The organism is Mariniflexile sp. TRM1-10 (genome assembly GCF_003425985.1).
In the GTDB taxonomy this organism is placed as follows: domain Bacteria; phylum Bacteroidota; class Bacteroidia; order Flavobacteriales; family Flavobacteriaceae; genus Mariniflexile.
Genome location: NZ_CP022985.1, coordinates 307,706 through 334,660, shown reverse-complemented (window position 1 = coordinate 334,660; position 26,955 = coordinate 307,706). Strand labels below are relative to the sequence as shown.

21 protein-coding genes and 2 pseudogenes are annotated in these 26,955 nt (G+C 34.2%); 13 read left to right on the top strand and 10 right to left on the bottom strand.

Annotated elements, in window-relative coordinates:
• Positions 1-264: 264 nt before the first annotated feature.
• Complete coding sequence (locus tag CJ739_RS01605) at positions 265-837, bottom strand: HEAT-like fold family protein (protein WP_117172319.1); 573 nt, start codon at positions 835-837, stop codon at positions 265-267.
• A 346-nt stretch (positions 838-1,183) separates the two neighbouring features.
• Between CJ739_RS01605 and CJ739_RS01600 the strand changes: the two genes are divergently transcribed.
• The 4 genes from CJ739_RS01600 (at position 1,184) to CJ739_RS01585 (ending at position 7,403) form a co-directional block, all read left to right on the top strand.
• Positions 1,184-1,657 carry a heme-binding domain-containing protein gene (locus CJ739_RS01600; RefSeq protein ID WP_117172318.1) on the top strand — a complete coding sequence of 158 codons (474 nt, stop codon included), beginning with the start codon at positions 1,184-1,186 and terminating at the stop codon, positions 1,655-1,657.
• Positions 1,658-1,802: 145 nt separating this feature from the next.
• Positions 1,803-3,035, top strand: coding sequence for a glycosyltransferase (locus tag CJ739_RS01595; protein ID WP_117172317.1), 1,233 nt, complete (start codon positions 1,803-1,805; stop codon positions 3,033-3,035).
• Positions 3,036-3,121: 86 nt separating this feature from the next.
• Entirely contained in the window at positions 3,122-5,620 is a 2,499-nt protein-coding gene (locus CJ739_RS01590; protein ID WP_117172316.1) for an LTA synthase family protein, read from the top strand.
• 55 nt (positions 5,621-5,675) lie between these two features.
• Complete coding sequence (locus CJ739_RS01585; protein ID WP_162880095.1) at positions 5,676-7,403, top strand: glycoside hydrolase family 26 protein; 1,728 nt, start codon at positions 5,676-5,678, stop codon at positions 7,401-7,403.
• 182 nt (positions 7,404-7,585) lie between these two features.
• Here CJ739_RS01585 and CJ739_RS01580 read toward each other — a convergent pair whose 3' ends face one another.
• Positions 7,586-8,032, bottom strand: a complete 447-nt coding sequence (locus tag CJ739_RS01580; protein ID WP_117172314.1) for a KTSC domain-containing protein — start codon at positions 8,030-8,032, stop codon at positions 7,586-7,588.
• A 129-nt stretch (positions 8,033-8,161) separates the two neighbouring features.
• On the opposite strand from CJ739_RS01580, the gene CJ739_RS01575 reads away from it, so the two are divergent.
• From CJ739_RS01575 to CJ739_RS01560, 4 genes are all read left to right on the top strand, one after another.
• On the top strand, positions 8,162-9,799 hold the full coding sequence (locus CJ739_RS01575; RefSeq protein WP_117172313.1) for an ABC-F family ATP-binding cassette domain-containing protein: 1,638 nt from the start codon (positions 8,162-8,164) through the stop codon (positions 9,797-9,799).
• Positions 9,800-9,863: 64 nt separating this feature from the next.
• Entirely contained in the window at positions 9,864-10,253 is a 390-nt protein-coding gene (locus tag CJ739_RS01570; RefSeq protein ID WP_117172312.1) for a DUF1398 domain-containing protein, read from the top strand.
• A 186-nt stretch (positions 10,254-10,439) separates the two neighbouring features.
• Positions 10,440-11,048: a YkgJ family cysteine cluster protein gene (locus CJ739_RS01565; protein ID WP_117172311.1), complete on the top strand. Its 609-nt coding sequence runs from the start codon at positions 10,440-10,442 to the stop codon at positions 11,046-11,048.
• Between the two features lie 65 nt (positions 11,049-11,113).
• Positions 11,114-12,184, top strand: coding sequence for a DUF3667 domain-containing protein (locus CJ739_RS01560; RefSeq protein WP_117172310.1), 1,071 nt, complete (start codon positions 11,114-11,116; stop codon positions 12,182-12,184).
• Between the two features lie 21 nt (positions 12,185-12,205).
• Here the strand turns inward: CJ739_RS01560 and CJ739_RS01555 are convergent, their stop codons facing one another.
• Positions 12,206-12,886, bottom strand: a complete 681-nt coding sequence (locus tag CJ739_RS01555; protein WP_117172309.1) for an SIR2 family NAD-dependent protein deacylase — start codon at positions 12,884-12,886, stop codon at positions 12,206-12,208.
• Positions 12,887-13,558: 672 nt separating this feature from the next.
• Here CJ739_RS01555 and CJ739_RS01550 point away from each other — a divergent pair.
• A pseudogene (locus CJ739_RS01550) lies at positions 13,559-14,212 on the top strand (TrmH family RNA methyltransferase).
• A 48-nt stretch (positions 14,213-14,260) separates the two neighbouring features.
• Here CJ739_RS01550 and CJ739_RS01545 read toward each other — a convergent pair.
• Positions 14,261-15,016, bottom strand: coding sequence for a hypothetical protein (locus CJ739_RS01545; protein ID WP_117172308.1), 756 nt, complete (start codon positions 15,014-15,016; stop codon positions 14,261-14,263).
• Between the two features lie 95 nt (positions 15,017-15,111).
• A pseudogene (locus CJ739_RS01540) lies at positions 15,112-15,440 on the bottom strand (carboxypeptidase-like regulatory domain-containing protein); the annotation flags it as partial.
• Positions 15,441-15,747: 307 nt separating this feature from the next.
• Between CJ739_RS01540 and CJ739_RS01535 the strand changes: the two are divergent.
• Positions 15,748-16,275, top strand: a complete 528-nt coding sequence (locus CJ739_RS01535) for an SRPBCC family protein (protein WP_117172307.1) — start codon at positions 15,748-15,750, stop codon at positions 16,273-16,275.
• A gap of 47 nt (positions 16,276-16,322) precedes the next feature.
• Here CJ739_RS01535 and CJ739_RS01530 read toward each other — a convergent pair whose 3' ends face one another.
• From CJ739_RS01530 to CJ739_RS01520, 3 genes are all read right to left on the bottom strand, one after another.
• Positions 16,323-17,096 carry a carboxypeptidase-like regulatory domain-containing protein gene (locus CJ739_RS01530; RefSeq protein ID WP_117172306.1) on the bottom strand — a complete coding sequence of 258 codons (774 nt, stop codon included), beginning with the start codon at positions 17,094-17,096 and terminating at the stop codon, positions 16,323-16,325.
• A gap of 105 nt (positions 17,097-17,201) precedes the next feature.
• Entirely contained in the window at positions 17,202-19,073 is a 1,872-nt protein-coding gene (locus CJ739_RS01525) for a DEAD/DEAH box helicase (protein ID WP_117172305.1), read from the bottom strand.
• A 143-nt stretch (positions 19,074-19,216) separates the two neighbouring features.
• Entirely contained in the window at positions 19,217-20,113 is an 897-nt protein-coding gene (locus tag CJ739_RS01520) for a LysR family transcriptional regulator (RefSeq protein WP_117172304.1), read from the bottom strand.
• A gap of 236 nt (positions 20,114-20,349) precedes the next feature.
• On the opposite strand from CJ739_RS01520, the gene hutH reads away from it, so the two are divergent.
• The 3 genes from hutH to hutI are packed head-to-tail and all read left to right on the top strand — an operon-like array spanning position 20,350 to position 25,083.
• On the top strand, positions 20,350-21,840 hold the full coding sequence (gene hutH / locus CJ739_RS01515) for a histidine ammonia-lyase (protein WP_117172303.1): 1,491 nt from the start codon (positions 20,350-20,352) through the stop codon (positions 21,838-21,840).
• Positions 21,841-21,847: 7 nt separating this feature from the next.
• Positions 21,848-23,845 carry a urocanate hydratase gene (hutU, locus tag CJ739_RS01510; protein WP_117172302.1) on the top strand — a complete coding sequence of 666 codons (1,998 nt, stop codon included), beginning with the start codon at positions 21,848-21,850 and terminating at the stop codon, positions 23,843-23,845.
• On the top strand, positions 23,845-25,083 hold the full coding sequence (gene hutI, locus CJ739_RS01505; protein WP_117172301.1) for an imidazolonepropionase: 1,239 nt from the start codon (positions 23,845-23,847) through the stop codon (positions 25,081-25,083). Before hutU ends, hutI begins: the two co-directional genes overlap by 1 nt.
• A gap of 147 nt (positions 25,084-25,230) precedes the next feature.
• Here the strand turns inward: hutI and CJ739_RS01500 are convergent, their stop codons facing one another.
• Positions 25,231-26,463, bottom strand: a complete 1,233-nt coding sequence (locus CJ739_RS01500; protein ID WP_117172300.1) for a M48 family metallopeptidase — start codon at positions 26,461-26,463, stop codon at positions 25,231-25,233.
• A 42-nt stretch (positions 26,464-26,505) separates the two neighbouring features.
• The gene (locus CJ739_RS01495) at positions 26,506-26,853 is read right to left on the bottom strand and encodes a GIY-YIG nuclease family protein (protein WP_117172299.1); all 348 of its coding nucleotides are present in this window, start codon (positions 26,851-26,853) and stop codon (positions 26,506-26,508) included.
• Positions 26,854-26,955 lie beyond the last annotated feature (102 nt).

Sequence of the window (26,955 nt, the reverse complement as noted above, 5' to 3'; positions counted from 1 at the left end):
TATGAAACATCCATGACTAAATGTTTATCACAAAACAAAAATGATTATATGGGTGCATAACCAAGGTAGAAAACAAAAAAATAAACAGACGACATTGATTTGCGATTCACGATTGATGATTAACGATTAACTACATAACTATATAACCTCATAACCCCATAACCTCATTGACGATTCACGATTCACGATTTACGATTGATGATTGTGAATGCATTTTAAAACACAACTTTGAACTTTTTAAACTCTGAACTCATAACTCTGAACTCATAACTCATGACTTTTTAACTTTTTTAGAATGCGTCTTGCACGTACTTTATAACCTGCACTTTGTGTTTGAAAGTCTTTTTCCAAAATTTGGGTTAATTGCGGATGCACCCACGGATAGTTTTTTCCTAAAAGAAACACTGTGTCCATGGCATAGGCTTTGGCAGCAATTTTTTGTTTGCCTATAAGCCAATCAAAACAAACCTCAATAATTTGTTCTCTATGTTTTGGCTTCAGCATCTTTTTTAAAGTATTGGGTTGTTTAGAGTCGTATTCTTGTGCTATAAAATAGCATACTTTAGCTATGGAACGCACCGCAGAATCTAAATGAATGTTTTTAATATTGTTACAAAACGTATCCAAATATGGTACTATGGCATAAATATAGTTTTCACAAACAAATTCAAATACCCAAGCTGCACGATAGGATACTTTATCATCAATCCTAAACATAATATCAATAAGCTTAGGCAATAGGCTCATATCGTTTAAGACCATATTGGCATATTTTAGGCGGCTTTCGCGTGAAGTCTCTACGTCTTTTAATTCATTGTAAAATTCATTTGAACTCATAATTAATTTACTATTTTTATGCACTGAAGTGGTTTTAACTTTTTCGATTGAAGCGAAAATTAGTCATTTTTTGTTCAATCGAAGCCTTTTTAGAGTTGCATAGCATTGCTACGGAAAGAAAAAAAGACAGGACAGAACGTTAAGAAACAGTCCAGTGGACTGTTTTAGTGAATGGGCCAGAAGGCGCATAGACAAAAAAAGGGCAATTTTTTAGCCAATTGGAAAAAGTTTAAATCACTTCACTTTTATATAATCCGACGTGAAACACCTATGAGAATTACATTCACATACCTATGATTATTCAGGGTGTTCCATTTGACTAAATTAAAACAATAAATTAAAATAGATGAAAATAATAAAAAAGATCTTCTTATTCTTGTTAATCGCATTCGTTATTGCGCAATTTTTTGGACCAGAAAAAAATGAAGGCAATTTAGCGTCTATTGATGCTTTTTTAGCTGAAACAAATCCTCCAGAAGATGTAAAACTTATTTTAAAAGAAACCTGTTACGATTGCCATAGCGATGTTACCCGATATCCTTGGTATAATAACATTACCCCAGTAAATTATTGGATGGCTGGTCATGTAAAAGACGGTAAAAAGCATTTTAATTTCTCTAATTGGGAAGGTAATTCGGTAAAACGTAAAGACCATAAATTTGAAGAATTAATTGAAATGGTTGAAGAAAAAGAAATGCCATTAGAATCTTATACATGGACGCATACCGAAGCAAAACTTAGCGATACACAAATAAAATCTGTTGTAGATTGGGCAAAGTTGGTGCGGGTAAAATATGGTTTAATGGCACAAGCTGAGTAAGATTTAAAGTAGCAAAGTTTCAAAATTGCAAAGTTATTGTTAGGTAGGTCATCGATGTTTTTAGGTTTAACTATCTAAAATGTCTAACTATCTAACAAATCTAATAATCTAAAAGTCTAAAGATCTAAAAATCTAATTGCTTTACATGAAGCATGTCTTAATTATTGGTTTCGTATGGCCAGAACCCAAAAGTTCTGCGGCAGGTAGCCGAATGATGCAGCTTATTTACTTTTTTCAATCACTTAATTATCCCATTACATTTGCAAGTCCATGTACTAAAAGTGATAATGCATTTGATTTAACTACTATAGGAATTAATCAAGTTTCCATAGAACTGAATAATGCCAGTTTTGATGCTTTTGTAAAAGAACTAAACCCGACTATTGTTTTGTTCGACCGTTTTATGATGGAAGAACAATTTGGTTGGCGCGTCGCAGAACAATGTCCAAATGCTTTACGAATTTTAGATACTGAAGATTTGCATTGCCTGCGTAAAGGCAGACACCAGGCTTTTAAAGAAGGAAAGCCTTTTGATACATCCTATTTATTCAACGATACAGCGAAACGCGAAATAGCCAGTATTTATAGAAGTGATTTAAGTTTGATTATTTCGGAAGCTGAAATGGATATTCTTGAAAATCAATTTAAAGTAGCCGACGATTTATTGATGTATTTGCCTTTTATGTTGGAAACTATTTTAGAGGAAACTATTTTGAAGCTTCCCAAATTTGAAGAAAGACATCATTTTATAAGTATCGGTAATTTTTTGCACGAACCCAATTACAATGCGGTATTGTACTTAAAGGAAACCCTTTGGAAATTAATAAAGAAGCAACTTCCAAATGCAGAATTGCACATTTATGGAGCGTATGCATCCCAAAAAGTAAATCAGTTACATAATGAAAAGGAAGGTTTTTTAATAAAAGGATTAGCAGAAGACGTCAATGAAGTGATGCAAAATGCTAAAGTGTGTTTAGCACCCATTCGTTTTGGTGCCGGCTTAAAAGGGAAGTTGATGGATGCCATGCAAAACGGCACGCCTTGTGTTACAACAACGGTTGGAGCAGAAGGAATGTTTGGTGATTTGGATGTTAATGGATTTGTAGAAGATTCTCCAGAAGCTTTTGCAAATAAAGCAGTTCAATTATATGAGGATGAAAATCTTTGGAGTGAGAAACAATTAAACGGATTTCAAGTTATAAACGAACGTTTCAACAGAAATCAATTTCAACAAAAACTTGCAACTATTATTGAGGAAACAACTCAACAACTCAACAACAAACGCCTAAACAACTTCGCAGGGCAAATGCTTATGCACCATACCTTACAAAGCACCAAGTTTATGAGTAAATGGATTGAGCTGAAAAACCTCTGCTAGTTGATGAAAATTTTTATTTAGTTAATAAATAAATTTTAGAATTTAATAGATTATTTTTATTTCTACAATTTTATCTAAAATATTTTATGATCTATACAAAAGCACACTTATACCTTTATACCTTATTCTTTTTACTAGTAAATGAGTGTGTTTTAGCAAAAGAGAACGTTACTTTTGAAGTATTTTCTAGTTCAAAAACAACACAAACCAATGTTGATGAAATTTCTTCTGATTCTCTAACGTTAGTTACCAAAGAAATAGTTTATAACGCACCAAAATCAGGTTCGGTTAATTTTGTGTGGTACAGTGAAAGTTTCAAGAATTCAGAATTGCTTTCTTGGAATATTGGTAGAAAGCTACTTCATAACAATATGTGCACACCTATGGTAGGAAGTCAAGGTGTTTTTAAAGTATCTATAAACATTCCTGTAAATGGGAAAATATATTATGGGTTTTGGATAACCAAGGACAAATCAGGTATGTACACCGATTTATTGGATTGGAAATCGCATCAAGTTATATCTTTTAATAATTCAGATCCAATTGTTATTGAAGCAAATTATTCTTTGCCAGAGAAAAAACTTGAGTCTTCCATTGTTAATATAGGTTGGGTGATATTTACCTCTTTATTAGCAATTTGCTTAATAACCTATCTTATTGTAAAAAAGTTGCTTAAATGCGATACACCTATCTCAGTCGTTTCTAAAGTTTTAATTCTCTTTTCGAGTATGTTTTTATTGCACATCATGGCTCGGTTAGAAATTATAGGGATACACCCAAAAACTTTACTTTCGCATCCCACAAAGTTATTTGAGCTTTTAGGAGCCAGCACAAATGATTTACTATATATTATATTGTTTGCAGGTTTCTTTCTGATGCTTCTTGTACTAACTAAAAGAAAGGTTAAGGCATTTAATGCTGTGTACTTTATATGTATTGGCTTTGCATTTCTTTCTATTTTAATAGCGTTTACAAATATTACAACGGTAATTTACATTGGACAACCTTTTAATTATGAATGGTTGTATTATTCAGATTTTTTGGGAAGCAATGATGTTAAAAGTGCATTGCAAGAAAATTTATCTCTAGCTATAATTCTAAATTTATTGGCTTTGGGGTTATCGTTATTTGTATTATCAAAAATTTTAAAACATCTATATATCGCTATTCTTAACTATAAAATTTTAAAATATTTCACCCTTGCTTTAGGATCTGTAATAATTCTTGTGTTTAGCTATCAAATTGTTTACGCTAAAACTATTAAAGACAAAGGGAAAACAGATAATGCTATTTTATGCATGGCATTATCTATTATTTCTAGTGACCCAAATGCTTCTTTTTTTAAAATGACACTATCTGATGCAAATAAAGTATTTGTGCCCAGTGAAGGTGAAAAGCTTGGAGAATCTCTAGATTCAACAAAATCAAATCAAATTAAAAATGTGCTTTACATAGTATTAGAATCTACAGGAGCTGAATATTTTGACCTCTATGGAGGGCAGTATCATTTAAACCAAAATCTTAATAAATATGAAAATCAGGCTGTGATTTTTGATAATATGTATGCGCATGCACCAGCTACAAACAAATCTTTAGTGTCTATTTTAGGTAGCATATATCCAATGATTTCATATAAAAGCTTAACCTATGAGAAACCTCATTTTAAGCACCCTACAATATCTTCAATTTTAAAAGAAAAAGGCTATGCAACCTCTTTTTTTTCTTCAGCTAGTCTTGATTTTTTAAATAGCAATAAATTTTTAAGCCAACGTGGTTTTGATGTTGTTAAAGATTTTAGAGATATTGATTGTTCTAAACAATTTAAACAAAATACTTATGATGACGGAGACGGTATTGATGATATGTGTTTAGCAGAACAGTTTAGATTATGGTTAGATAAAGTGTCTTCTAAAAACTTTTTCTCTGTACTTTGGACTGTTCAGGGTCACTATCCCTATTTCTTTTCACAGGAAGAGGCAGATTTTGGAGTAAACAATATTGAGTTTAATAGATACCTAAATATTATTAAGCATAATGACAACATGATAGGAACTATTATGCAAGTTTTAAAAGAACGTCAATTAGATTCATCTACTTTAGTTGTTGTTACTGGTGATCATGGGGAATCTTTTGGACAGCACAATCAGTATGGACACGGCACCGGTATCTATGAAGAAAATTTAAAAGTTCCTTTGTTTTTTATAAACCCTAAATTCAAAGGACAACGAAAAGATGACATCGTTTCTATGAAAGATTTGGCAACTACTACGCTTTCGGCTTTAGAGTTGGATATACCAAAAGAATGGCAAGGTAGAGATATTATTAATACACGCTATAATGAAGCGTTTTTCTTTGCGCCGTGGTCTAATTATTTATTTGGTTACAGAAAGGACGAAATGAAGTATATTTTTAATGAAAGTACTGGGCAGGTTGAAGTTTATAATTTAATCCTAGACCCCAAGGAAACCAAAAATCTTTATGATAAAACTCATCCTTCAGATATTGAAAATGCAAGAACGCGTATTGCATCATGGGTACAATATCAAGATAAATTTGTTAAAAACAATTTATTAGATAATGATTAAAATAGTGTTGCTAAATCACATAGTATTGCAGCAAAAAAACAATAAAGTTTTCAACATGAAATTATCGAAATTTAAAAAGATTTTTTTAATAGGTTTTCTCATTATAACCATAATGTTAATTCCTATTGCAATAAAGCATAAAGATTTGCTTAGAGATTTGCTAACCATACGAATAAGCAACACCATTGAAAATACAAACACAGAACCTGTTCTTGCAGTATTTTCATTTGATGCACCTCAAGACAGCAAACTAATAAAGCCATCTTACCATTTGCGTTTAAAATTGTCTAGATCAACCGGATTAAGTTTCGATGAGGAAATACTTAATAAATTTACTGCAGATAATATTCCATTAATAATAACCATTGAAACTTGGGGAACTAATGCCATAAATTCATATAGAAAAAACCCTATGAACGATTTAATTAATGGGAAATTTGACAATGCTATAAAGGAGTTGTGTATTGATTTAATTAAAAAACGACCTAATGTTTATATAAGGTTTAATCCAGAAATAGAAGTGCCATACAAGCGTTACCCATGGCAAGGTTATGTACAAGAGTACATAGATGCTTTTGGCTATCTGGCTAAACTATGTAAAAAATATACACCTCAAATTCAAATGGTATGGGGAGCATCTGGTTATCCCGGTGCGTTGGAATATTATCCAGGAGACCATGTGGTTGATGTTGCTTCGGTAATAATGAAAAGTGATTCCGAAATGAAATTAGAAGTATATCCAAAGGATTATCCTTTAAAGTATGATCTAATAAGAAGACTGCACCGTATGAGATTTCTTGATAAACCCATTTTCGTATTTGGATCTAAAAATATTGCAAAGGACGCTTTGGATAAGGGTATGGTTTCAGAAGTAGTCAAGTATATCCAAGAAGAAAAAAATATTGTTTATTCTAAAGAAAATTATATAAGACCGAACCCAATTGATAAAGACACTATAAGAGGGAATATTAAAATTGGATTGTACGATCCAAATGATTTTTTAAATAATGAACCGTCTATCTCAATTGAACATCTTTTTGCTGATTTTGAAAATATTAATAACGGAACTTTTGAAGGCAGATTTAAGCGTGTTATTGAACGTAACCATGATGTTATAGTTACTTTTGAGCCGTTTCGTCACCACCAAAAAGAGTATGATGCAGAAGTTCTTAAGCATGTGCTACATGGAAATTATGATGAAGAAATTAAGGCGTTTTATAAAATTATTTTAAGTACAAATCATACAGTATATTTAAGATATGCCCATGAAATGGAAATACCAATAACTCGTTATCCATGGCAAAGTCAAGATCCAGTTACTTACATAAATTCATACCGTTATTTTATGACATTTATAGATTCGATTCCAGAAAATGTTAAACGTGTTTGGGGGCCTGCTGGAGACAGAGGTTCTATTGAGTGGTATCCAGGAAATGATGTTGTAGATGTTATGAGCATTGCCATTTATGGTCTACCAGACAAGAATATTACAGACCCCAATATGCAAGAGTCTTTTTCAACTATTTTTAAGCGCAAAACTTGGCGTTTGCGATTTATTGATAAACCACTTTTTATAACAGAATTTGGTGTTAAAGGACCTGAAGAGTATCAAACAAAGTGGTTAGAGGGTGCTGCATTGGTACTTAGAGAAAATCCACAAATTATAGGGGTTAACTATTTTAATATGTCGGATACACCCAAAGCTTGGGGAGAAATAAAACCACCTGATTGGTCAATTACTAAGGAAACATTACTTCATTTTGTAGCTACTTTAAATAAATAATTGTTTTCAAGTTTTTGTAGCTAATTCTTATGCGGGAGTCATTTTTAAGATATGTGATATAAAGTACCAAGTTTATGAGCAAATATTATGGATTGAAGAGAAAAATTCCAACAATCAAAAAATCTAGCAATCTAACAAGTCTAGCAATCTAACCATCTAAGAAGTCTAATAATCTAAGAAGTCTAAGCCTCCACCTCACTTTTCTTAATTTTTCTATAAGTAAACGTATTGAAAATATTGCGTTTTGCAAAACGTGTCATTTTATCAGATTGACAAAGTTTAATATACAACGCTTTGTTCACACCAAAAAACTCATAGGTATTGCCATCTAAAAAAGTCACTTCCAGTACTTGGCCTTTATGTTGCCAATCGATAATAGGACTATTGATGGTTTCGTTGTAATTATCTAAATTAGTCGCTATGGTTTCTGGCGCAATACTCACCAAAAAATGATAGCCGTCAATAATTTGTTTACTTTTTGTTTCGGCTTCAGCAGCTTTATCATCGCCCGCTTGAAACTTATCAGGATGCCACGCTTTTACTAAATTTCTGTAAGTTGATTTAAGTTCTTTTAAATCAATATCTTTTTCAACATTAAACAGTTTTTTGTATTCGTTAATACGTTTCATCTTAGGCTTTTTTTTAAATAAGGCGCGAAGATACTATTTTTAATACATTGAATAACAACTGTTTTTGTAAAAATAATTTTCTTTTTACTAAGCTGCTTTTTTATAGCTTTGCAACTTTAAAAATTTACTATGATTTCAGTTGATAATTTAGCGGTAGAGTTTGGTGGAACTGCCTTATTTAGTGATGTGTCTTTTACCATAAATGAAAATGATAAAATTGCCCTAATGGGTAAAAATGGTGCAGGAAAATCGACTATGATGAAGATTATTGCCGGCGCCCAAAAAGCATCTCGTGGGCATGTGCGTTACCCAAAAGATGCAGTGATTGCTTACTTACCACAGCATTTATTAACCGAAGATAATTGTACCGTATTTGAAGAAGCTTCAAAAGCATTTAATCATGTTTTTAAAATGCGCGATGAGATGGAGCGGCTTAATAGAGAATTGGAAACCAGAACCGATTATGAATCGGATGACTACATGAAAATCATAGAAAAGGTTTCCGATTTAGGCGAGAAATATTATGCCTTAGAAGACGTGAATTATGATGCCGAAGTTGAAAAGGCTTTATCAGGTTTGGGGTTTAAACGCACTGATTTTACCCGATTAACAAGCGAGTTTAGTGGTGGTTACCGTATGCGTATTGAATTGGCTAAAATTTTGCTGCAAAAACCCGATTTAATTTTACTGGATGAGCCTACCAACCATATTGATATTGAATCCGTTATTTGGTTAGAAGACTTTTTATTGAACAAAGCCAAAGCCGTTATGGTCATTTCGCATGACAAAGCATTTATTGATAACATTACCAATCGCACCATCGAAGTAACTATGGGGCGCATTTATGATTATAAAGCCAACTATTCGCATTATTTGCAATTGCGTGAAGATAGGCGTGCCCATCAAATAAAAGCCTATAACGAGCAGCAAAAATTTATTGCTGACAACATGGCTTTTATTGAACGTTTTAAAGGTACCTATTCTAAAACCAATCAAGTGAGTTCGCGTGAGCGTATGTTGGAAAAACTGGAAATTATTGAAATTGATGAAGTCGATACATCGGCACTAAAATTGCGCTTTCCACCAGCACCACGTTCGGGCGATTATCCAGTAACGGTAAAAGATTTATCGAAGTCCTACGATAACCATGTGGTGTTTAAAGATGCCAATATGTCCATTTCCCGTGGAGAAAAAGTATCGTTTGTTGGGAGGAATGGTGAAGGAAAGTCAACCATGATCAAAGCCATCATGGGTGAAATTGATTTTGAAGGCAAATGTGCGTTGGGACATAATGTTAAGGTTGGTTATTTTGCACAAAATCAAGCATCATTATTAGACGAGAACTTAACTATTTTTCAAACAGTTGACGAGGTTGCAGAAGGCGATATCCGTACCCAAATAAAAACCATTTTAGGAGGTTTTATGTTTAAAGGCGACGATATTGATAAAAAGGTAAGCGTCCTTTCAGGTGGAGAGAAAACACGTTTGGCTATGGTGAAATTGCTTTTAGAACCCGTTAATTTGTTAATTCTGGATGAGCCTACCAACCATTTAGATTTAAAATCGAAAGATGTTTTAAAAGAAGCTTTAAAAAACTTTGACGGCACCTTAATTTTGGTGTCGCACGACCGCGATTTTCTTCAAGGTTTATCGCAAAAAGTATTCGAATTTAAAGACCAACGTGTTATTGAACACTTTGAAACCATTGACGATTTCTTAATAAGAAACCGAATTGAAAATTTAAAACAGATTGATTTGAAGAAATAGGTTTTTTTAGAGAAGGATTTATTGTAATTTAACAAACCATTTCACAATTAAAAATCAAAAAGTCATGTTTACAGTAGAACAAATCAAAGCAGCTCATAGCAAAGTAAAATCGGGAGCTGATTTTCCTGCTTACATACAAGACCTAAAAAAATTAGGTGTTACTTATTACGAAACTTTTGTGGCAGATGGACATACGGACTATTATGGCGCAAATAACTATAAAACCACATCTCCAGCAAAGTATCCTGATTTGGCAATTGCAGAAACATCAAACGAAGAGCAATTCAAATCAGATTTAAAAGCGCACCAAGAGGGTAAAACCAATTATCCAACGTTCTGTAGTGACTCAGCAAAATCAGGTATCGAAAAGTGGGCAGTATCTATGGATAAGATGACTTGTACGTATTTCGATATATCAGGAACCAAAATTTTGGTTGAAAACATACCACAATAAAAATCATTTACTAAAAGGACTTGGCAATGAGCTTTGTTCAGTGCTGTTTTTTGGTAAGAAACCATGTTGAGAATTTAAAACAAATTGGTTTTAAAAAATAATTAAGTATTTAAAAATCATATATTTAAAGTATTTCTTTTAAATTTAAATAATGCGCTTTATTTAGGTTACATTAGCCGAAAATTAATGTCTATAGAATCTAAAGTAAGGCAGATTGAACATGTGTTTGAACGTCTTGATGGTGAAATTTCTAAATTTCAAACCCAAACCAATTTACATTGTATAGCAGGTTGTGGTAAATGTTGTACCAAATCAGATATTGAAGCTTCTCCTTTGGAGTTTTTACCATGGGCTTTCCACCTTTTTTTGAATGGTGAAGCAGAAAAAACACTCACAGCGTTAAACAATACAACTAATTCTGTTTGCCATATCTATCAACCCCTGTCATTATTGGATAGTCATAATGGACGTTGTGGAAACTATAAATACCGCGGATTGATATGTCGTCTTTTTGGGTATGCCGGAAGTAGGGATAAGTATGGTCAACTTAGATTGGCAACTTGCACCATTATTAAAGAAAACCAAAATAGTAATTATAAAAGTACAGAAGAAGCCATAAGCAAAGGGCTTTATGTGCCTATTTTTACAGATTACTATATGAATCTTAACCAGATTGATTTTTATCTTGGAAACACCATTTTACCAATCAATCAAGCATTAAAAGTTGCTATTGAAGAAGTATTGAATTATTATATCTACAGACCATTGCCTAACGGATTTAAAAATGCTTCATAACTGTTTTATTGCAGGGAAAATATTTTTACCAAATCGTTTTTTGCGATAATTTAATTAAAGAACTCATGGGAAAAGAAGCGTTACGTCAAGATAAAACCTGTCTTAATTGCAATTATTTTGTAAAGGAACGATTTTGTCAAAATTGTGGACAAGAAAACACGGAAACCCGTAAAAGTTTTTATCATATATTTAGTCATTTTTTTAAAGACTTTACCCATTATGATAACGCATTTTGGAGAACCATTTATAACTTGCTATTCAAACCTGCCGCTTTATCTAAAGCATATATGTCTGGCAAACGTTTATATTATCTGAATCCCTTCCGACTTTATATTTTTATTAGCTTCTTTACTTTTTTTATAATCTCGGTTTTTCCAAATAAAGCCGCCGAAATTAAAATTGCTACAAACGAAAAATCTATAAATCAGCCCTATTATCCTTCAATAGATTCATTGCATATTGAAGCTCGGGGTATTGATGGCCTGACAAAAATAGGTGTGATTTCCCAAAAGAGCAATGACACTATTAAAGAGTTACTTAAGGAAACGAATGAAATTAATTCTAAAGGAATTATAAATTTGGGTTTCAAAAATATTAACGAATTGGATTCATTGGAAAAAAGTGGTGCTAAAAACATAAAGGTGAACTCAGTAAAAAATTATTTTCTTAAAAAGTGGCTTACTGTAGAAGAAGAGCATACGGAAGAGGAGATATTTATGGCATTTTCAGAGTCTTTTAAGCATAATTTCCCAAAGGTATTGTTTATTTATATGCCCATATTTGCTTTTATTTTATGGCTTTTTAATAATAAAAAAAAGTATTATTATTTTGATCACGCCATATTTACGCTTCACTATTTCTCTTTTCTGCTTATAATGATATTAGTGCTCTTTTTTATAGATAAACTAAAACCTTTATTAAGCATATCTCCTGTTTTGGGTTGGGCACATTTTAGTTTGAAAACAGTAGGTATTCTATTCATGTTTTATTACTTTTTCCCTGCCCATCGTCTTTTCTATGGAGATAAGTTTTTCCTTTCTTTTGTTAAAAGTGCTTCGGTGTATTTAATTAATCTGTTTGTTTTTAGTGCGATCTTGGTGTTGTTCAGTTTATATACCTATCTGAATTTAAAATAAGTTTAGGGATGGGATGTCAATTTATTGACTTACTAATGATTTCATTACCTTTTTTATTCCAATGGTTGCACTTTCTGCAATAACAGTGACATGGTTCTTGCTTTCCATAGCCGGTTTAGGGTCTATAAAATAAATGGGTGTTTTTGCAGGAACATAATGCCTTAAACCTGCTGCGGGATACACTTGCATGGACGTACCAATGATAATTAAAACATCGGCAGTTTCACATATCTTTGCAGCCTTTTCAATCATGGGTACATCTTCACCAAACCAAACAATATGTGGGCGTAGTTGATGGCCGTTTGGGCAAGTATCACCTAACTTAATATCGGTTTTACAATCAAAAAAAGTAAATGCATCCACGACATTTCTCGATTTTAGCAATTCGCCATGCAAATGAATCACGTTGGTACTACCTGCACGCTCATGTAAATCATCCACGTTTTGGGTAATAATGCTAACTTTAAAATGGTTTTCAAGCGCTGCTAAATCAAAATGGGCCTCATTGGGCTCTACCTCAAATAGCTGCCTACGGCGTTTGTTATAAAAATCTAAAACAAGTTCGGGGTTAGCATCAAAACCTTCGGGGGTAGCCACTTCCATGACATCATGTCCTTCCCATAAACCATCAGCGTCTCTAAAGGTTTTTATGCCGCTTTCGGCGCTCATGCCCGCGCCCGTAAGTACAACTAGGTGTTTCATGTGTTTATTTTATTTAGTTCACTAAGCTATTATTTGTTAGTGGTGTTCACTGATGTGCTTCGCAGTTGTTTTTCAATGGTCATGCTTTGATAAGCTTCACTTGCTACCTTCGCTGTAAAATATATTTTGCATCTCGCTAATGCTCAGCATTGACTTATAATCATTCCCTTGGGAGGAAAACTTTGCCATGGATGTTTCATGTTATAAATATAATAATTTTAGCAGACTGCGTTAGGGATAGAAACGGAAATCCTTTTTGTGAGGTACGAATAAAAAGATTGCAGTGTATAGCCCGACCACTTGCATTGGGCGGAGCGGGAGGCTGTGGTAACGCCCAAATAGTTTAATTGGACCTGAGCTCGATATAAATTTAAGGAAGTTCGATATTAGTTCAGAGTTCAAAGTTCAGGGTTCTGAGTTTGTATCGATGAAGTTTGTGATACACGATTCTACGGTTACACGCTTAAACCGTTAAAAGTTACAGGTATGTTTGTCAACCAGAACTCAGGTTTTGTAATGATTTTGTTTTTCTATTTATATAACTATTTAAATACTTGGATGTCAAACACGTTACATCGAAGTCACGTTAATTTGGTTGGAATTATAAAGATTGCTTCGTTGAACGCTTTTGATTGGTCGAAACTTTTTTAAATTTGAATTTAAACGATCATTATGATAGATTTAAAACTCCTGGAACATTTAGATACTTTTTTAACCGATTCACGCAAAGAAAAATTCACTAAAGTATTAGCGCAACGTACCAAACATTTTACGGTTGCTACGGAAGATGTGTACCAGTTGCACAACACAAGCGCCGTCATACGAAGTTGTGATGTGTTCGGCATACAGGAAGTTAATGTTGTTGAGGAGCGAAACTCGAAGCGTATTGACAGGGAAATTGCCATGGGAGCCTAAAAATGGGTAGATTTGAATAGATTCCATAGCGTAAAAGAATGCATGGCAGATTTAAAACAAAAAGGGTATCAAATAGTAGCTACCACTCCACATGCTAGCGATTGCGAGTTGCACGAATTTGATGTGACCAAAAAATCCTGTTTTTTCTTTGGAAGGGAAACGGAAGGCTTGTCGGAAGCCGTTTTAAATGCTGCCGATTGTTACTTAAAAATACCTATGGTTGGTTTTACCGAAAGTTTAAACATTTCTGTAAGTGCTGCCATTATTTTACAACATGTCACGACCAAACTAAAGCAAACAACCATTAATTGGCAATTGACCGAAAACGAATTACTTGAAAAGCGTATGGATTGGATTAAGAAAACGATTAAAAGCTATGATAAAATTGTTGGAAGGTACTATAGTCAGTAATTTTTATAATAGAACTCATCATTGTATTAAGCTAATAAGGCTGAATGTTTAGTCTTTTCCTTTTTTGTATTCGGATAGAATAATTAAAAATTCTTTACTATAAGTAATTAGTTTTTCTAACAGAAGGAGGTGATTTTCTTCTAATAGGAGTTTGTTATCTATGTTTTTGTTTTCACAATAATCAAAAAACAATGGGATGTATTCCTTTGGTATTTTTAAATCATTTTTTAAGAGCTTTTCATTCAAAAATTTGTGTTTTGTAAATAAGGAATCTAATTCTTTATAAGTTATTGGTATAACAGAAGTTGTTTTTGAGTTTTTATTATTCTTAAAAAGTTTACCAATAAGTGATGCTATTTTAACAAAATCGATATTTCCACTAGGTGGAGGACTATATAGATGCGGATTGTTCTTTATATCATTTTTTATTTGAAGACCAATATCAGCGGTATAGTTTTCTGCTTTAAATGTTTTTTGAGTTTTGTCCATAAGTAAAACTTCTTCAAGGCTATTCACGATTTTTGAGAGTTCTACAACTATTGTATTTTCAAAAGATTTTTCATTTAATAATACTTTTTTTTCTTCGTGAAAAAGTGAGGTGAATTTTAACGTGTCATGAATTGAAGCATTAATGGAAAAGTCCCCATATTCATTGCTATATGTGAAAATGTTATTATTAGTGTTTAAAATTTTAGCACCTTTTACAGAAGATTCATTATCATAAATTTTACCAGTGATTTGCTGTGATGTGGCAAAAGTTGGAATAAAAATCAAAACAGTTATTACTACTATTAATTTATACATAAAAAAACAAACAATGGTTGGTGAGGCTGTCTATAAATTTAATAAACAGAATGGTTTGTAAGTTATTATTTGTGAGAGTTTAACATAGTAGTTAACTATAATTTAAGATATAAAAAAAGGAAGTATTTGGTTCCCTTTTTATTTCCTCGACTTCTATTTAAAACCTTGTATTCTTCATAGCATTCACTAATCGCATCCAATATTTGAAGGTCGTTCGCCGTTTGAATAAACCCTTTTGAGTAATTACATTGGCTCACAATTTCATCTAAATCAACCCGATCTACATGTAATAATGCCATAAGCATTTCCCTATCTAAACGAGAAGTTAAAAGGTTTCTAATTTCATCATCTTCCTTCATCTTTTTTAATTTACGCATTTCATTTGGGTTTTTTCAACCATGCGATGTAAAAAATCGGCTGGATTGGATTAAAAAAATGATTAAAAGCTACGATAAAATAGTAACACGGTATTATAGCGGATAATTTTTATTACTTTTAAGAGGCTGTTAAATTTTGTTTTTGAAATGTTTTATAGCATATTTTTTGTCAGACAGGGCCGAGCGTATAAAAAAGGTATGGGAGACCTTTTTAGCGAAGGAGCCAGGCTGCCGCGAGGGAAAGGTACATAGCTACGGATCGAAAAAATAGCTGAAGTACATTGGAAAAAGATGCGTAAAAGAACCAAAGGATAAGATTTAGGCAATCTTTAAATTTCTAAAAGCTAATATGTTATGATGGTATTGTTTTATGTTTTTATCGGTATTTTAGTTTCGTTAATAATTATCATGTTTGTAGCTCCTCAAGACTATGAGGTGAATAGGAGTGTTGTTATTAAAAGACCTATAGCGGAAGTCTTTCAATATTTAAAGTATATTAAAAATCAAGATGACTGGTCTCCTTGGAAAAAGAAAGATCCCGATATGCAACAAACGTATGTTGGAACCGATGGTGTAGTGGGGTTTATTGCTAAATGGGAAGGCAATAAAGATGTGGGTATAGGGGAGCAAGAAATTTTAAGTATTAATGAAAATGAAAGCGTAAAATCGAAACTACGTTTTTTTAAACCTTGGAAATCGGAGTCTGAAGCCTATTTAAGGGTTGTTGATTTAACGAAAGACCAAACTAATGTTACTTGGGGATTTAAAGGTAAAAACCCCATACCGTTTAATGCCTTTGCACTATTTTTCAATATAGACAAAAAAGTTGGAAAAGATTTTGAAGAAGGATTGGATAATTTAAAACGGATTTTAGAGAAATAACGATTATTTATGGCATAAAAAAAGGAAGCATTTGCTTCCCTTTTTATTTAAATTTTATTTCCTCGACTTCTATTTAAAACCTTATATTCTTCATAGCATTCACTAATAGCATCCAGTATTTGAAGATCGTTCGCCGTTTGTATAAACCCTTTAGAGTAATTACATTGGCTCACAATTTCATCTAAATCAACCCGATCTACTTGTAATAATGCCATAAGCATTTCCCTATCAAAACGAGAAGCCAAAAGGTTTCTAATTTCATCATCTTCCTTCATCTTTTTTAACTTACGCATTTCGTTTGGGTTTTTGCCAAACATGCGATGTAGAAAATCGGCAGGATTAAATATAGAACCAATAATTTTTGTAATAGTTGATGATTTACCAGCTTCATATCCGCTAGGTAAACCAGAAATACTATATCGGTAATTGTTGTTAATTATAGGAACTTGTTTAATGTCTACTTCCAAGTACCCCGTTAATTTTAATTGATTTATCACGACTTCTTCAAGTGCCAAGGCTAATTCGGTAAGCTCAATTTTAGAACTTCCAAACTTTAACCAGTCGTTAGTGACACGTACTTTTATAGATTTAAAACCTAAATACGATAAATGTAGTGTATCGTTTACTTTGGCAACAATCTGGAAAGTTCCTTCCCTATTGGTCGCTGTTCCCTTTACCTGATTAAGGTTTACAATATTTACGTTTTCAAGCGGTTCACCATTAGATGCGTTTACAACAACCCCCACAACACTATTTATTTCTTGAGACATTGCTGTTGTAGAAATAAATAAACAGATAAAAAGGAGTAGGTAATTCTTCATGTAATTAACTTGTTAACGTAAAATATGGTCATAAAAGTACTAAACGAAACACTAATAATGAATTTCTAAGTTTTTTTTTGACTTAAAATTAACAAAAGCAATTAACTAGCGTCTAGAGCGTCTTGGTCTTGAAATACCAGAATCACTAGGTTTGGAATCACTACCAGAACGTCTTGCCGATCTGTTTGGTACTGAACCATTCGGTTTAAAATCGCCTCCGCTTCTTCTGTCGCCTCTACTTCCAGAATCGCTTCTAGAACTAGAACGGCGTTCGCCTCCGCCACGTCTTTCACCGCCTTTTTTATCATCACGTCTTCCGCCACTACGTCTGTCGTTGCGTCTTCCGCCGCCACCGCGGTTTTCAGAAACTTCAACATTTACAAAACGTCCGTTGTGTTTGTAATCTGTAAAGAAAGCTAATATTTTATCTTTAAGTTCGTTTTCAGTATTGAAGAAAGAAAAACTGTCTTTAACTTCTACTTTAAACACATCGTCTCTACCTAGCTCTAAAATGTCTTTTAAAAAGTCTTTTAACTGCATCCAATCAAAACCATCTTTACTACCAACGTTTATAAAATAACGAGTAGAATCTGAATTCCCACCAAAATCACGACTGCTTTCACGTCCGCCATCTCTATCGCGACTATCGGCATCTGAAACATTTAAGTTTTTGGATTTTTGGTAATAGTTGAAGAAACGTGAAAACTCAACCGAGAAGAATTTTTTAATCAATTCATCTTTAGAAGTGTCTTCAAACAATTCATTGATGCTGGTTAAGTACTTATCGATTTCGTGATTTATTTCAGTATTGTGAATTTTATTGGCAAGCGACATTAATTGAACTTCGCAAATTTCCATACCATTTGGAATGTCTTTTTTCTCGAAGGCTTTATTGATAATGCGCTCAATGCTTTTTATTTTACGCACTTCACTTTTGGAAACAATAACCATAGAAACCCCAGTTTTTCCTGCACGACCTGTACGTCCGGAGCGGTGTGTGTAGGTTTCAATTTCATCAGGAAGTTGGTAGTTTATTACGTGGGTAATATCGTCAACATCAATACCACGAGCAGCCACATCGGTAGCAACAAGCATTTGGATTTGATTGTTTCTAAACGATTTCATTACCAAATCACGTTGGTTCTGACTTAAATCGCCATGTAACGCACCAGCACTATAACCGTCTTCAATTAAACGTTCAGCAACTTTTTGTGTATCGTTTTTAGTTCTACAAAATACTACCGAGAAAATATCTGGATTGGCATCTGCCAAACGTTTTAAAGCATCGTAGCGGTCTCTGGAATTTACTAAATAATATTCGTGGGAAACCTGACTGGTACTTTCATTTTTATTTCCAACCGTAATTTCTTGCGGGTTGCGCATAAAGTTTTTTGCAATGGCAGCCACTTCTCTTGGCATGGTTGCAGAAAATAACCATGTGTTTTTTTCTTTTGGGGTATAACTAAGAATATCGGTGATATCTTCTTTAAAGCCCATGTTTAACATCTCATCGGCTTCATCTAAAACAGCATATTCTATTTTAGAAATATCAACCAACTTTCTGTTAATCATATCTTTCATTCTACCTGGTGTCGCCACAATAATTTGCGCACCTTTTTTAACGTCTCTAGCTTGGTCTGTAATGCTAGAACCGCCATAAACAGCAACCACGTTCAATCCTTTACAGTACTTTCCGTAAAGTTTCATTTCGTTGGTGATTTGCAAACAAAGTTCGCGTGTTGGAGATAAAATTAAACCTTGTGTAGTGCGGCTATCCACATTAATTTTATGAAGCATAGGAAAGCCAAAAGCGGCCGTTTTTCCAGTGCCGGTTTGTGCAAGTGCAACTAAATCGGTTTCAGATGCTAATAAAATGGGGATGGCTTTGTCTTGTACTTCGCTTGGTGTTGTAAAACCTAAATCGGTAATAGCGCGTAAAAGGTCGTCATTAAGACCTAAATCTTGAAATGTGTTCATTCTTGTATAAGTATTCGATTATTTTATGTGGTGTTACATAAGAAGCGAATCGACATACTTAAACCTAAACTTCTAGCAACACATCCTCACTCTGAGGAATTAAATTTCAAGCGGCAAAGGTAATCAATTATTTGATATATCAGCTATATTATGATTTCCTTATGAATTATAGCTAAAATCTTATTCAAAATAGGGTTTTGGTTGTCTTTGTTCCAAATAACGGAAAGGGTGGTTCTTTGCGGAATTTTGCTCAGTTCAATAAATTTTATGTTTGAATTATTTTCCGTTTGAAGTGATTTAGGTACAATGGAAATACCGAAATTGTTTTCAACCAATTTATAAATGGAACCCGCATGAATGGTGTTGTGCGATACTAAAGGATTAAAACCATTGTCATCAAAAATCTCCATTACTTTTTCATAATAAGAAGCACTGTATTCGGGGTCGAATAGAATAAAATGTTCCTCTTTGCACTGTGATAATGTTTTGAAATTTGAAGCATCAATAGGGTGGTTTTTAGGAAGCACTAAACAAAACGGTTCTTTGACAATAGGATGGGTTTCTAAACCTCTCGGTATTTTTTCTAACCGCACAAAACCAATATCGATGTCTTGAGCCAGTAAGCCCTCAATTTGTTTGTTATTGTCCATTTCCTTTAAGCTAAACATAATATTAGGATGTGTTTTTGTGAATTTTAATAGTATCTCTGGAATTATTTGTTGCATCGCAGAACCTACGTAACCAAATTTTAAATGGCCATCTTTACCATCTTCAAGCAATTTAGCATGGTGTAAAATAGCATCTAAGTTTTTCATGTTTTTGGCAAGTTCTGTCTTTAGATACACACCAACAGGTGTTAGCTTTACGTTTCGGTTATGGCGTTCAAAGAGTTTAACTCCAAGACTTTCTTCCATTTCTTTTATTTGTCTGCTCAATCCGGGTTGCGAAATAAAAAGCGTTTCGGCAGCTTTTCTAAAATGTAAATGCTCGGCAACTGCCAAAAAATATTTTAAATGTCTAAATTCTATTTGATAACTCATAGTTATTAATATATTGAATAAATAGTCTTATTAAGTATCAAATTTATCGATAATTTTGTATAGAAAGTATTTTTTGCATGACAAAAAATTGAAGCGTGCCACATTGAGCGCAGTCGAAATGCGATCAAAAACAATACTTCCAATGTCTTCGAGTGCGCTCAGACTGACATCTGAATATATTTGAATTTTTGTCATATAATAAAATATTTAACACCTAACTATTTACAATAAAAACCATGTTTGTTTACGGAACGGATAGATTAACAGCAGATAAAGTAATAGCCATAGCCAATGGATCGCTAAAAGGCGTATTGTCCGATCATGTGATATCAAAGATTAATGCTAGTAGAAGCAAGGTAGAGATTATGGCAGCTTCTAGTAAAGCTATTTATGGCATTAATACGGGGTTTGGACCTTTATGTGATGTGAAAATATCACCGGATGAAACCAGTTTGCTTCAAAAAAACTTACTAATGACGCATGCGGTTGGAGTAGGTAATCCCATTTCTAAGGAGTTATCAAAAATCATGATGATTTGTAAGGTGCATGCCTTATGCAAAGGGTTTTCGGGCATTCGGTTGGAAGTTGTTGAGCGTATTATCTATTTTATAGAGAACGATTTGTTACCTGTAGTGCCCGAGCAAGGATCTGTTGGTGCTTCAGGCGATTTAGCACCTTTGGCCCACTTGTTTTTACCATTAATAGGCGAAGGTGAATTTTGGATGGATGACGCTATTGTGCCTGCTAAAAGCGTTTTAACAGCACATAATCTAAAGCCCATACAATTAGCCGCCAAAGAAGGTTTGGCATTAATAAATGGCACGCAATTTATATTAGCCCACGCCATCATCGGACTAAGTAAAATGGCATATTTGCTCGATTTGGCCGATGTTGCTGGTGCCATGAGTTTGGAAGGTTATCAAGGTAGCGAATCACCATTTAAAGAATTATTGCATAGCATCCGTCCATTTAAAGGGAATTTGGAAGTCGCGAAGCGTATGCGTATGTTGTTTAAAAATTCTAAAAATATAAAATCCCATAAAAATTGTGCCCGTGTTCAAGATCCCTATTCGATGCGTTGTATTCCACAAGTGCATGGCGCATCCAGAAACGCCTATTATCATTTAAGTGAATTGGCAGAAATTGAAATGAATGCGGTGACCGATAACCCCATTGTGCTGAGTGAAACCGAAGCGATTTCAGGTGGTAACTTTCATGGGCAACCGCTTGCCATGGCATTAGATTATTGTTCCATAGCCGCTTCAGAATTAGGCAATATTTCCGATAGAAGGTGTTATTTGCTCATAGAAGGAAAATACGGATTGCCACGTTTACTAACAGCCAGTGGCGGATTGAATTCTGGGTTTATGATTCCGCAGTACACCACCGCTGCTTTGGTAACCGAAAATAAATCATTGTGTTTTCCGCCTTCAGCAGATAGTATTCCAACCTCGTTAGGACAAGAAGACCACGTATCTATGGGAAGCATCTCGGGACGACAATTCAACCAGATATTGGGCAATATTGAAAAAATATTAGCTATCGAATTAATGTATGCTGCACAAGCGATGGAATTTAGGCGTCCCAATACCTTTTCTGAAATTATAGAGACCAATTTTAAAATTATCCGAAGTAAAGTGGCTAAATTAGAAGAAGATCGGATGCTTAAGGATGATATTAATGCACTGATTATGTTGGTTAAAAATCGAAAAATCATTGTGAAATAGTAAGGCTATGACGTTTAAAGAACAACTATTACAAGGGATTCCAAATGAGTTGCCACCAAAATACAACCATTCGTTAGATGCTAACAGAGCGCCTAAGCGAAAAGATATTTTAACAAAAGAAGAAAAGCAATTGGCAATACGTAATGCGTTACGCTATTTTCCCAAAGATTGGCATCAGGAGTTGGCTGTGGAATTTGCCCAAGAATTACAGGATTTTGGACGCATTTACATGTACCGTTTTAAGCCAAGCTATAAAATGTATGCGAGACCCATTTCAGAATATCCTACAAATTGTACGCAAGCAGCGGCTATTATGCTCATGATTCAAAATAATCTCGATCCTGCTGTGGCACAACATCCTGAAGAATTAATAACTTATGGTGGTAATGGTGCGGTATTCCAAAATTGGGCACAATATTTATTGACTATGCACTATTTGGTACAAATGACCCAAGAACAAACGCTTCATATGTATTCGGGGCACCCCATGGGGTTGTTTCCATCGTCCAAGAATGCCCCTAGAGTGGTAGTGACAAACGGGATGATGATTCCTAATTATTCAAAACCAGACGACTGGGAAAAATTTAATGCCTTGGGTGTTACACAATACGGACAGATGACAGCCGGTTCGTTTATGTATATTGGCCCGCAAGGTATTGTGCATGGTACGACCATTACTGTTATGAATGCTTTTAGAAAGGTGTTACCTAAAACCGAAACACCAGCAGGCAAAATATTTTTAACCTCAGGCTTAGGCGGTATGAGTGGCGCACAGCCTAAAGCAGGAAATATAGCAGGTTGTATTACTGTTGTAGCAGAAGTCAATCCTAAAGCAGCTATAAAGCGCTATGAACAAGCTTGGGTAGATGTGTTGGTTGATACGCTGGACGCTTTGGTTTTTAGGGTTAAAAAAGCCCAAAAAAATAGTGAAGTGGTGTCCATAGCATTTATTGGAAATGTGATAGATGTTTGGGAACGTTTTTATGAAGAAAACATATTTATTCATGTGGGTTCCGACCAAACTTCGTTACATATACCGTGGACAGGTGGGTATTACCCCGTTGGTTTATCGTATGAAGCGTCCAATAAATTAATCGCTGAAGCCCCGGAAATATTCAAGGAAAAAGTACAAGCATCATTGCGAAGACATGCTGAAATTATTAATAAACATGCTTCAAAAGGCACATATTTTTTCGATTATGGAAATGCTTTCTTATTAGAAGCCTCCCGTGCTGGAGCCCATGTGATGGCTGCAAATAATATCGATTTTAAATACCCATCGTATGTTCAGGATATTTTGGGGCCTATGTGTTTTGATTATGGTTTCGGACCTTTCCGTTGGGTCTGTACGTCGGGTAAACCTGAAGATTTAGATAAAACTGATGGCATCGCGATGACTGTTTTACAGGAAATCATGAAAAATGCGCCTGATGAAATTCAACTGCAAATGCAAGACAACATCACATGGATTAAAGATGCCAAAAAGAATAATATGGTGGTTGGCTCGCAAGCCCGGATTTTATATGCCGATGCCGAAGGGCGTGCTAAAATAGCCGAAGCATTCAATAAAGCCGTTGCAAAAGGCGACATAGGCCCTGTGGTTTTAGGACGTGATCATCACGATGTAAGTGGTACCGATTCGCCTTATCGAGAAACCTCCAATATTTATGATGGTAGCAAATTTACCGCAGATATGGCCATTCACAATGTCATAGGTGATAGTTTTAGAGGCGCCACTTGGGTATCCATTCACAATGGAGGAGGTGTTGGCTGGGGCGAAGTCATTAATGGTGGTTTTGGGATGTTATTAGATGGCAGCAAAGAAGCCGTAGTGCGTTTAAAAAGTATGCTGTTTTTTGATGTGAACAACGGCATTGCACGCAGAAGTTGGGCAAGAAATGATGAGGCTTTGTTCGCTATTAAACGCGAAATGACACGCACACCCAATTTAAAAGTAACCATCCCCAATTTAGTAGATAATCAATTATTAGAAAATTTATTTTAATGCGAACGCTATTCAAAAATATAAAAGAATTATTGCAAGTTAGAGACCGAAGCGTTTCGTTTGTTTCGGGAAAAAACATGGCCAAATTACCTTCAATAAAAAACGCCTATTTATTAGTTGAAAGAGGACTTATTAAAGATTTTGGTGCCATGGCAAACTGCCCGAATATCGAAGTCGGTAAAACCATTGATGCGACCGGGAAAATGCTGTTGCCAGCGTGGTGCGATTCACATACCCACCTTGTTTATGCAGGAAACAGGGAAAGCGAGTTTGTCGATAAAGTAAAAGGACTTTCATATCAAGAAATAGCCAAAAAAGGAGGAGGCATTTTAAATTCAGCAAAGACACTTCAAGACACTTCAGAAAATGATTTATACGAACAAAGTAAAACACGTTTGGAAGAAGTCATAGCCTTAGGGACTGGTGCTGTTGAAATTAAATCGGGTTATGGGTTAACAGTAGAATCCGAATTAAAAATGCTTCGTGTTATTAAACGTTTAAAGGATAGTTATCCCATACCCATTAAAGCCACATTTTTAGGAGCGCATGCTGTTCCGTTGGCGTATAAAAACAATAAAGCAGGCTATATAAAGTTACTTATTGAAACCATGTTGCCACAGATAGCAGAAACGCTATTAGCTGACTATATCGATGTGTTTTGTGAAACAGGTTATTTCTCGGTGGAAGATACCGAACGTATTTTAGAAGCAGGAAAGCAGTACGGACTCATGCCTAAAATACACGTTAACCAATTCACATCTATTGGTGGCGTGCAAGCAGGGGTAAAGCATCACGCACTTTCTGTCGACCATCTTGAAGAAATGCGCGACGCAGATATTGAAGCACTAAAAAACACGAATACCATGCCTGTGGCTTTACCAGGTTGCTCGTATTTTTTAAGCATACCTTACACACCTGCACGCAAAATGATAGATGCCGGTTTACCCTTGGCATTGGCAACTGATTATAACCCAGGTTCGTCACCATCAGGCAATATGAATTTTGTGGTTTCTACGGCCTGTATAAAAATGAAATTAACCCCAGAAGAAGCCATCAACGCCACCACCATAAACGGCGCGTATGCTATGGGATTGGAAAAAGAGGTTGGGAGTATAACTATTGGCAAACAAGCCAATTTAATACTCACCAAACCCATCAATTCCTATAATTTTATACCATATGCGTTTGGTACAAATCATATAGAAAAGGTGTTTATAAAGGGAAAACACATAAAATAGTATTAAGGTTAGGCTTTAGGCTGTAAGCTTTATGCTTTAGGCAAAGGTTGCTTTTACTAACGTACCCAACACCCAGTATTCAGTATTCAGTATTCAGTATCCAGTATCAGTACCAAACCCCAAACCCTAACAACCAACAACCAAATATTACTTCTTCAAATTCTTAATCCGTTGCAACAGAGTTGGATGCGAATAATGCATAAACACATACGCAGGATGTGGCGTTAAATTACTCAAACTATTTTTAGAAAGTTTTTTAAGCGATGTAATTAGCGGTTCCCCTTTATAAGTGTTTTTAGCATAATCATCAGCTTGGTATTCAAATTTTCTGGAGAATAGGTTCATGATTAATCCTGTAATTTCTGAAATTGGTGCGTATAGTAAACCAAAAGCAATCAATCCAATATGAAAACTAGGAATTTCAACACCCAAAGCTTGAGATAATAACGGATTAGAGATAAACAATGATAAAATATAAAGTGTTAAACCAGTTAATAATATAGAAGCAAACAGGTTAAAAATAATGTGTTTCTTTTTATAATGCCCAACTTCATGCGCTAAAACGGCAACAATTTCTTCATCTTCTAAATCGTTAATTAGCGTATCGTAAAGTGTTACCCGTTTTTCACTACCAAACCCCGAAAAATAGGCGTTGGCTTTTGTGCTGCGTTTAGAGCCATCAATTACAAAAATTTTATCGAGTTTAAAACCAACGGATTGTGCGTATTCCGATATTTTATCACGTAAACTACCTGCTTCCAAAGGGGTTTGTTTGTTGAATAAAGGCACAATAAGTTTGGAGTAAAACATGTTCATAAACATGGTGAAAACCGCCACTAATCCCCAAGCATACAACCAAAAGTAACTTCCTGTAGATTGGTAAAACCAAATAATCAAGGCTAAAATACCCCCACCAACAATAGCCATCATAAGCCAGCCTTTTAGCTTATCAAAAAAGAATGTCTTAATGGTCGTTTTGTTAAATCCGAATTTTTCTTCAATAACAAAGGTACTGTAATAGGAAAAAGGTATGGTTAGAATATCACTACCAATCATGATAATTCCGAAGAATATCAAAGCAATAATTATAGGGTTGTCGCTATAGCTTCGGGCGATATTATCAACAAATTCAAATCCATCGAGAAACAGAAAACCTAAGGTTAAAACTAAAGAAAATGTGGAAGTGATGATACCAAATTTGTAATTGGTAGCTTTATAGTTTTGCGATTTTTTATATTCGGTGTCATCATAAACATCTTGTAAATCTTCCGGTAGTTTATCGTTAAAATGTTTGGCATTTAAGGCATCTAATATTTTATCAACTATAAAATTGATAACGATTATGGCGATGATGATGTAGAAAAGCGTATTTGCAGTCATAATTTATTTAGAATGAAATTTTAATATGTACTATAATAGAAACTATTTGTCACACTGAGCGCAGTCGAAGTGCTTATTTATCAAAATACTTGTAATGTGTATTGCATTTCTACATTCTGCTAATATTTGGAGCATATCAAAGTCTCCACTTATCAAGGCTTCTTTTTTGGCACGAGTCCATTTTTTTATTTTCTTCTCAAAATATATAGCCTGCAACACATCATTAAACGTTTCGTAAAACTTAACTTCTGTTGGTCGTCGATTGTATGTGTAACAATCTTTGTTCTTTCCAAATATATGTTCATTTATTCTTTTATCTAAATTATTTGTAATACCTGTATAATAAGAGCCATCAGAACATTTTAGAATATAAACATAATATGAGTACATTTTGTTTTGGTTTTGTGAGGTCTTCGACTGCGCTCAGACTGACATTAGGAGTAATTGTTACTTAAAACCTGTTTTGAAAGAACATATTCATTTTTAGCAATT

Coding starts and splice junctions, on each gene's coding strand:
- CJ739_RS01605 (WP_117172319.1), bottom strand. CDS start 837: ATGAGTTCAAATGAATTTTACAATGAATTAAAAGACGTAGAGACTTCA.
- CJ739_RS01600 (WP_117172318.1), top strand. CDS start 1,184: ATGAAAATAATAAAAAAGATCTTCTTATTCTTGTTAATCGCATTCGTT.
- CJ739_RS01595 (WP_117172317.1), top strand. CDS start 1,803: ATGAAGCATGTCTTAATTATTGGTTTCGTATGGCCAGAACCCAAAAGT.
- CJ739_RS01590 (WP_117172316.1), top strand. CDS start 3,122: ATGATCTATACAAAAGCACACTTATACCTTTATACCTTATTCTTTTTA.
- CJ739_RS01585 (WP_162880095.1), top strand. CDS start 5,676: ATGAAATTATCGAAATTTAAAAAGATTTTTTTAATAGGTTTTCTCATT.
- CJ739_RS01580 (WP_117172314.1), bottom strand. CDS start 8,032: ATGAAACGTATTAACGAATACAAAAAACTGTTTAATGTTGAAAAAGAT.
- CJ739_RS01575 (WP_117172313.1), top strand. CDS start 8,162: ATGATTTCAGTTGATAATTTAGCGGTAGAGTTTGGTGGAACTGCCTTA.
- CJ739_RS01570 (WP_117172312.1), top strand. CDS start 9,864: ATGTTTACAGTAGAACAAATCAAAGCAGCTCATAGCAAAGTAAAATCG.
- CJ739_RS01565 (WP_117172311.1), top strand. CDS start 10,440: ATGTCTATAGAATCTAAAGTAAGGCAGATTGAACATGTGTTTGAACGT.
- CJ739_RS01560 (WP_117172310.1), top strand. CDS start 11,114: ATGGGAAAAGAAGCGTTACGTCAAGATAAAACCTGTCTTAATTGCAAT.
- CJ739_RS01555 (WP_117172309.1), bottom strand. CDS start 12,886: ATGAAACACCTAGTTGTACTTACGGGCGCGGGCATGAGCGCCGAAAGC.
- CJ739_RS01545 (WP_117172308.1), bottom strand. CDS start 15,016: ATGTATAAATTAATAGTAGTAATAACTGTTTTGATTTTTATTCCAACT.
- CJ739_RS01535 (WP_117172307.1), top strand. CDS start 15,748: ATGATGGTATTGTTTTATGTTTTTATCGGTATTTTAGTTTCGTTAATA.
- CJ739_RS01530 (WP_117172306.1), bottom strand. CDS start 17,096: ATGAAGAATTACCTACTCCTTTTTATCTGTTTATTTATTTCTACAACA.
- CJ739_RS01525 (WP_117172305.1), bottom strand. CDS start 19,073: ATGAACACATTTCAAGATTTAGGTCTTAATGACGACCTTTTACGCGCT.
- CJ739_RS01520 (WP_117172304.1), bottom strand. CDS start 20,113: ATGAGTTATCAAATAGAATTTAGACATTTAAAATATTTTTTGGCAGTT.
- hutH (WP_117172303.1), top strand. CDS start 20,350: ATGTTTGTTTACGGAACGGATAGATTAACAGCAGATAAAGTAATAGCC.
- hutU (WP_117172302.1), top strand. CDS start 21,848: ATGACGTTTAAAGAACAACTATTACAAGGGATTCCAAATGAGTTGCCA.
- hutI (WP_117172301.1), top strand. CDS start 23,845: ATGCGAACGCTATTCAAAAATATAAAAGAATTATTGCAAGTTAGAGAC.
- CJ739_RS01500 (WP_117172300.1), bottom strand. CDS start 26,463: ATGACTGCAAATACGCTTTTCTACATCATCATCGCCATAATCGTTATC.
- CJ739_RS01495 (WP_117172299.1), bottom strand. CDS start 26,853: ATGTACTCATATTATGTTTATATTCTAAAATGTTCTGATGGCTCTTAT.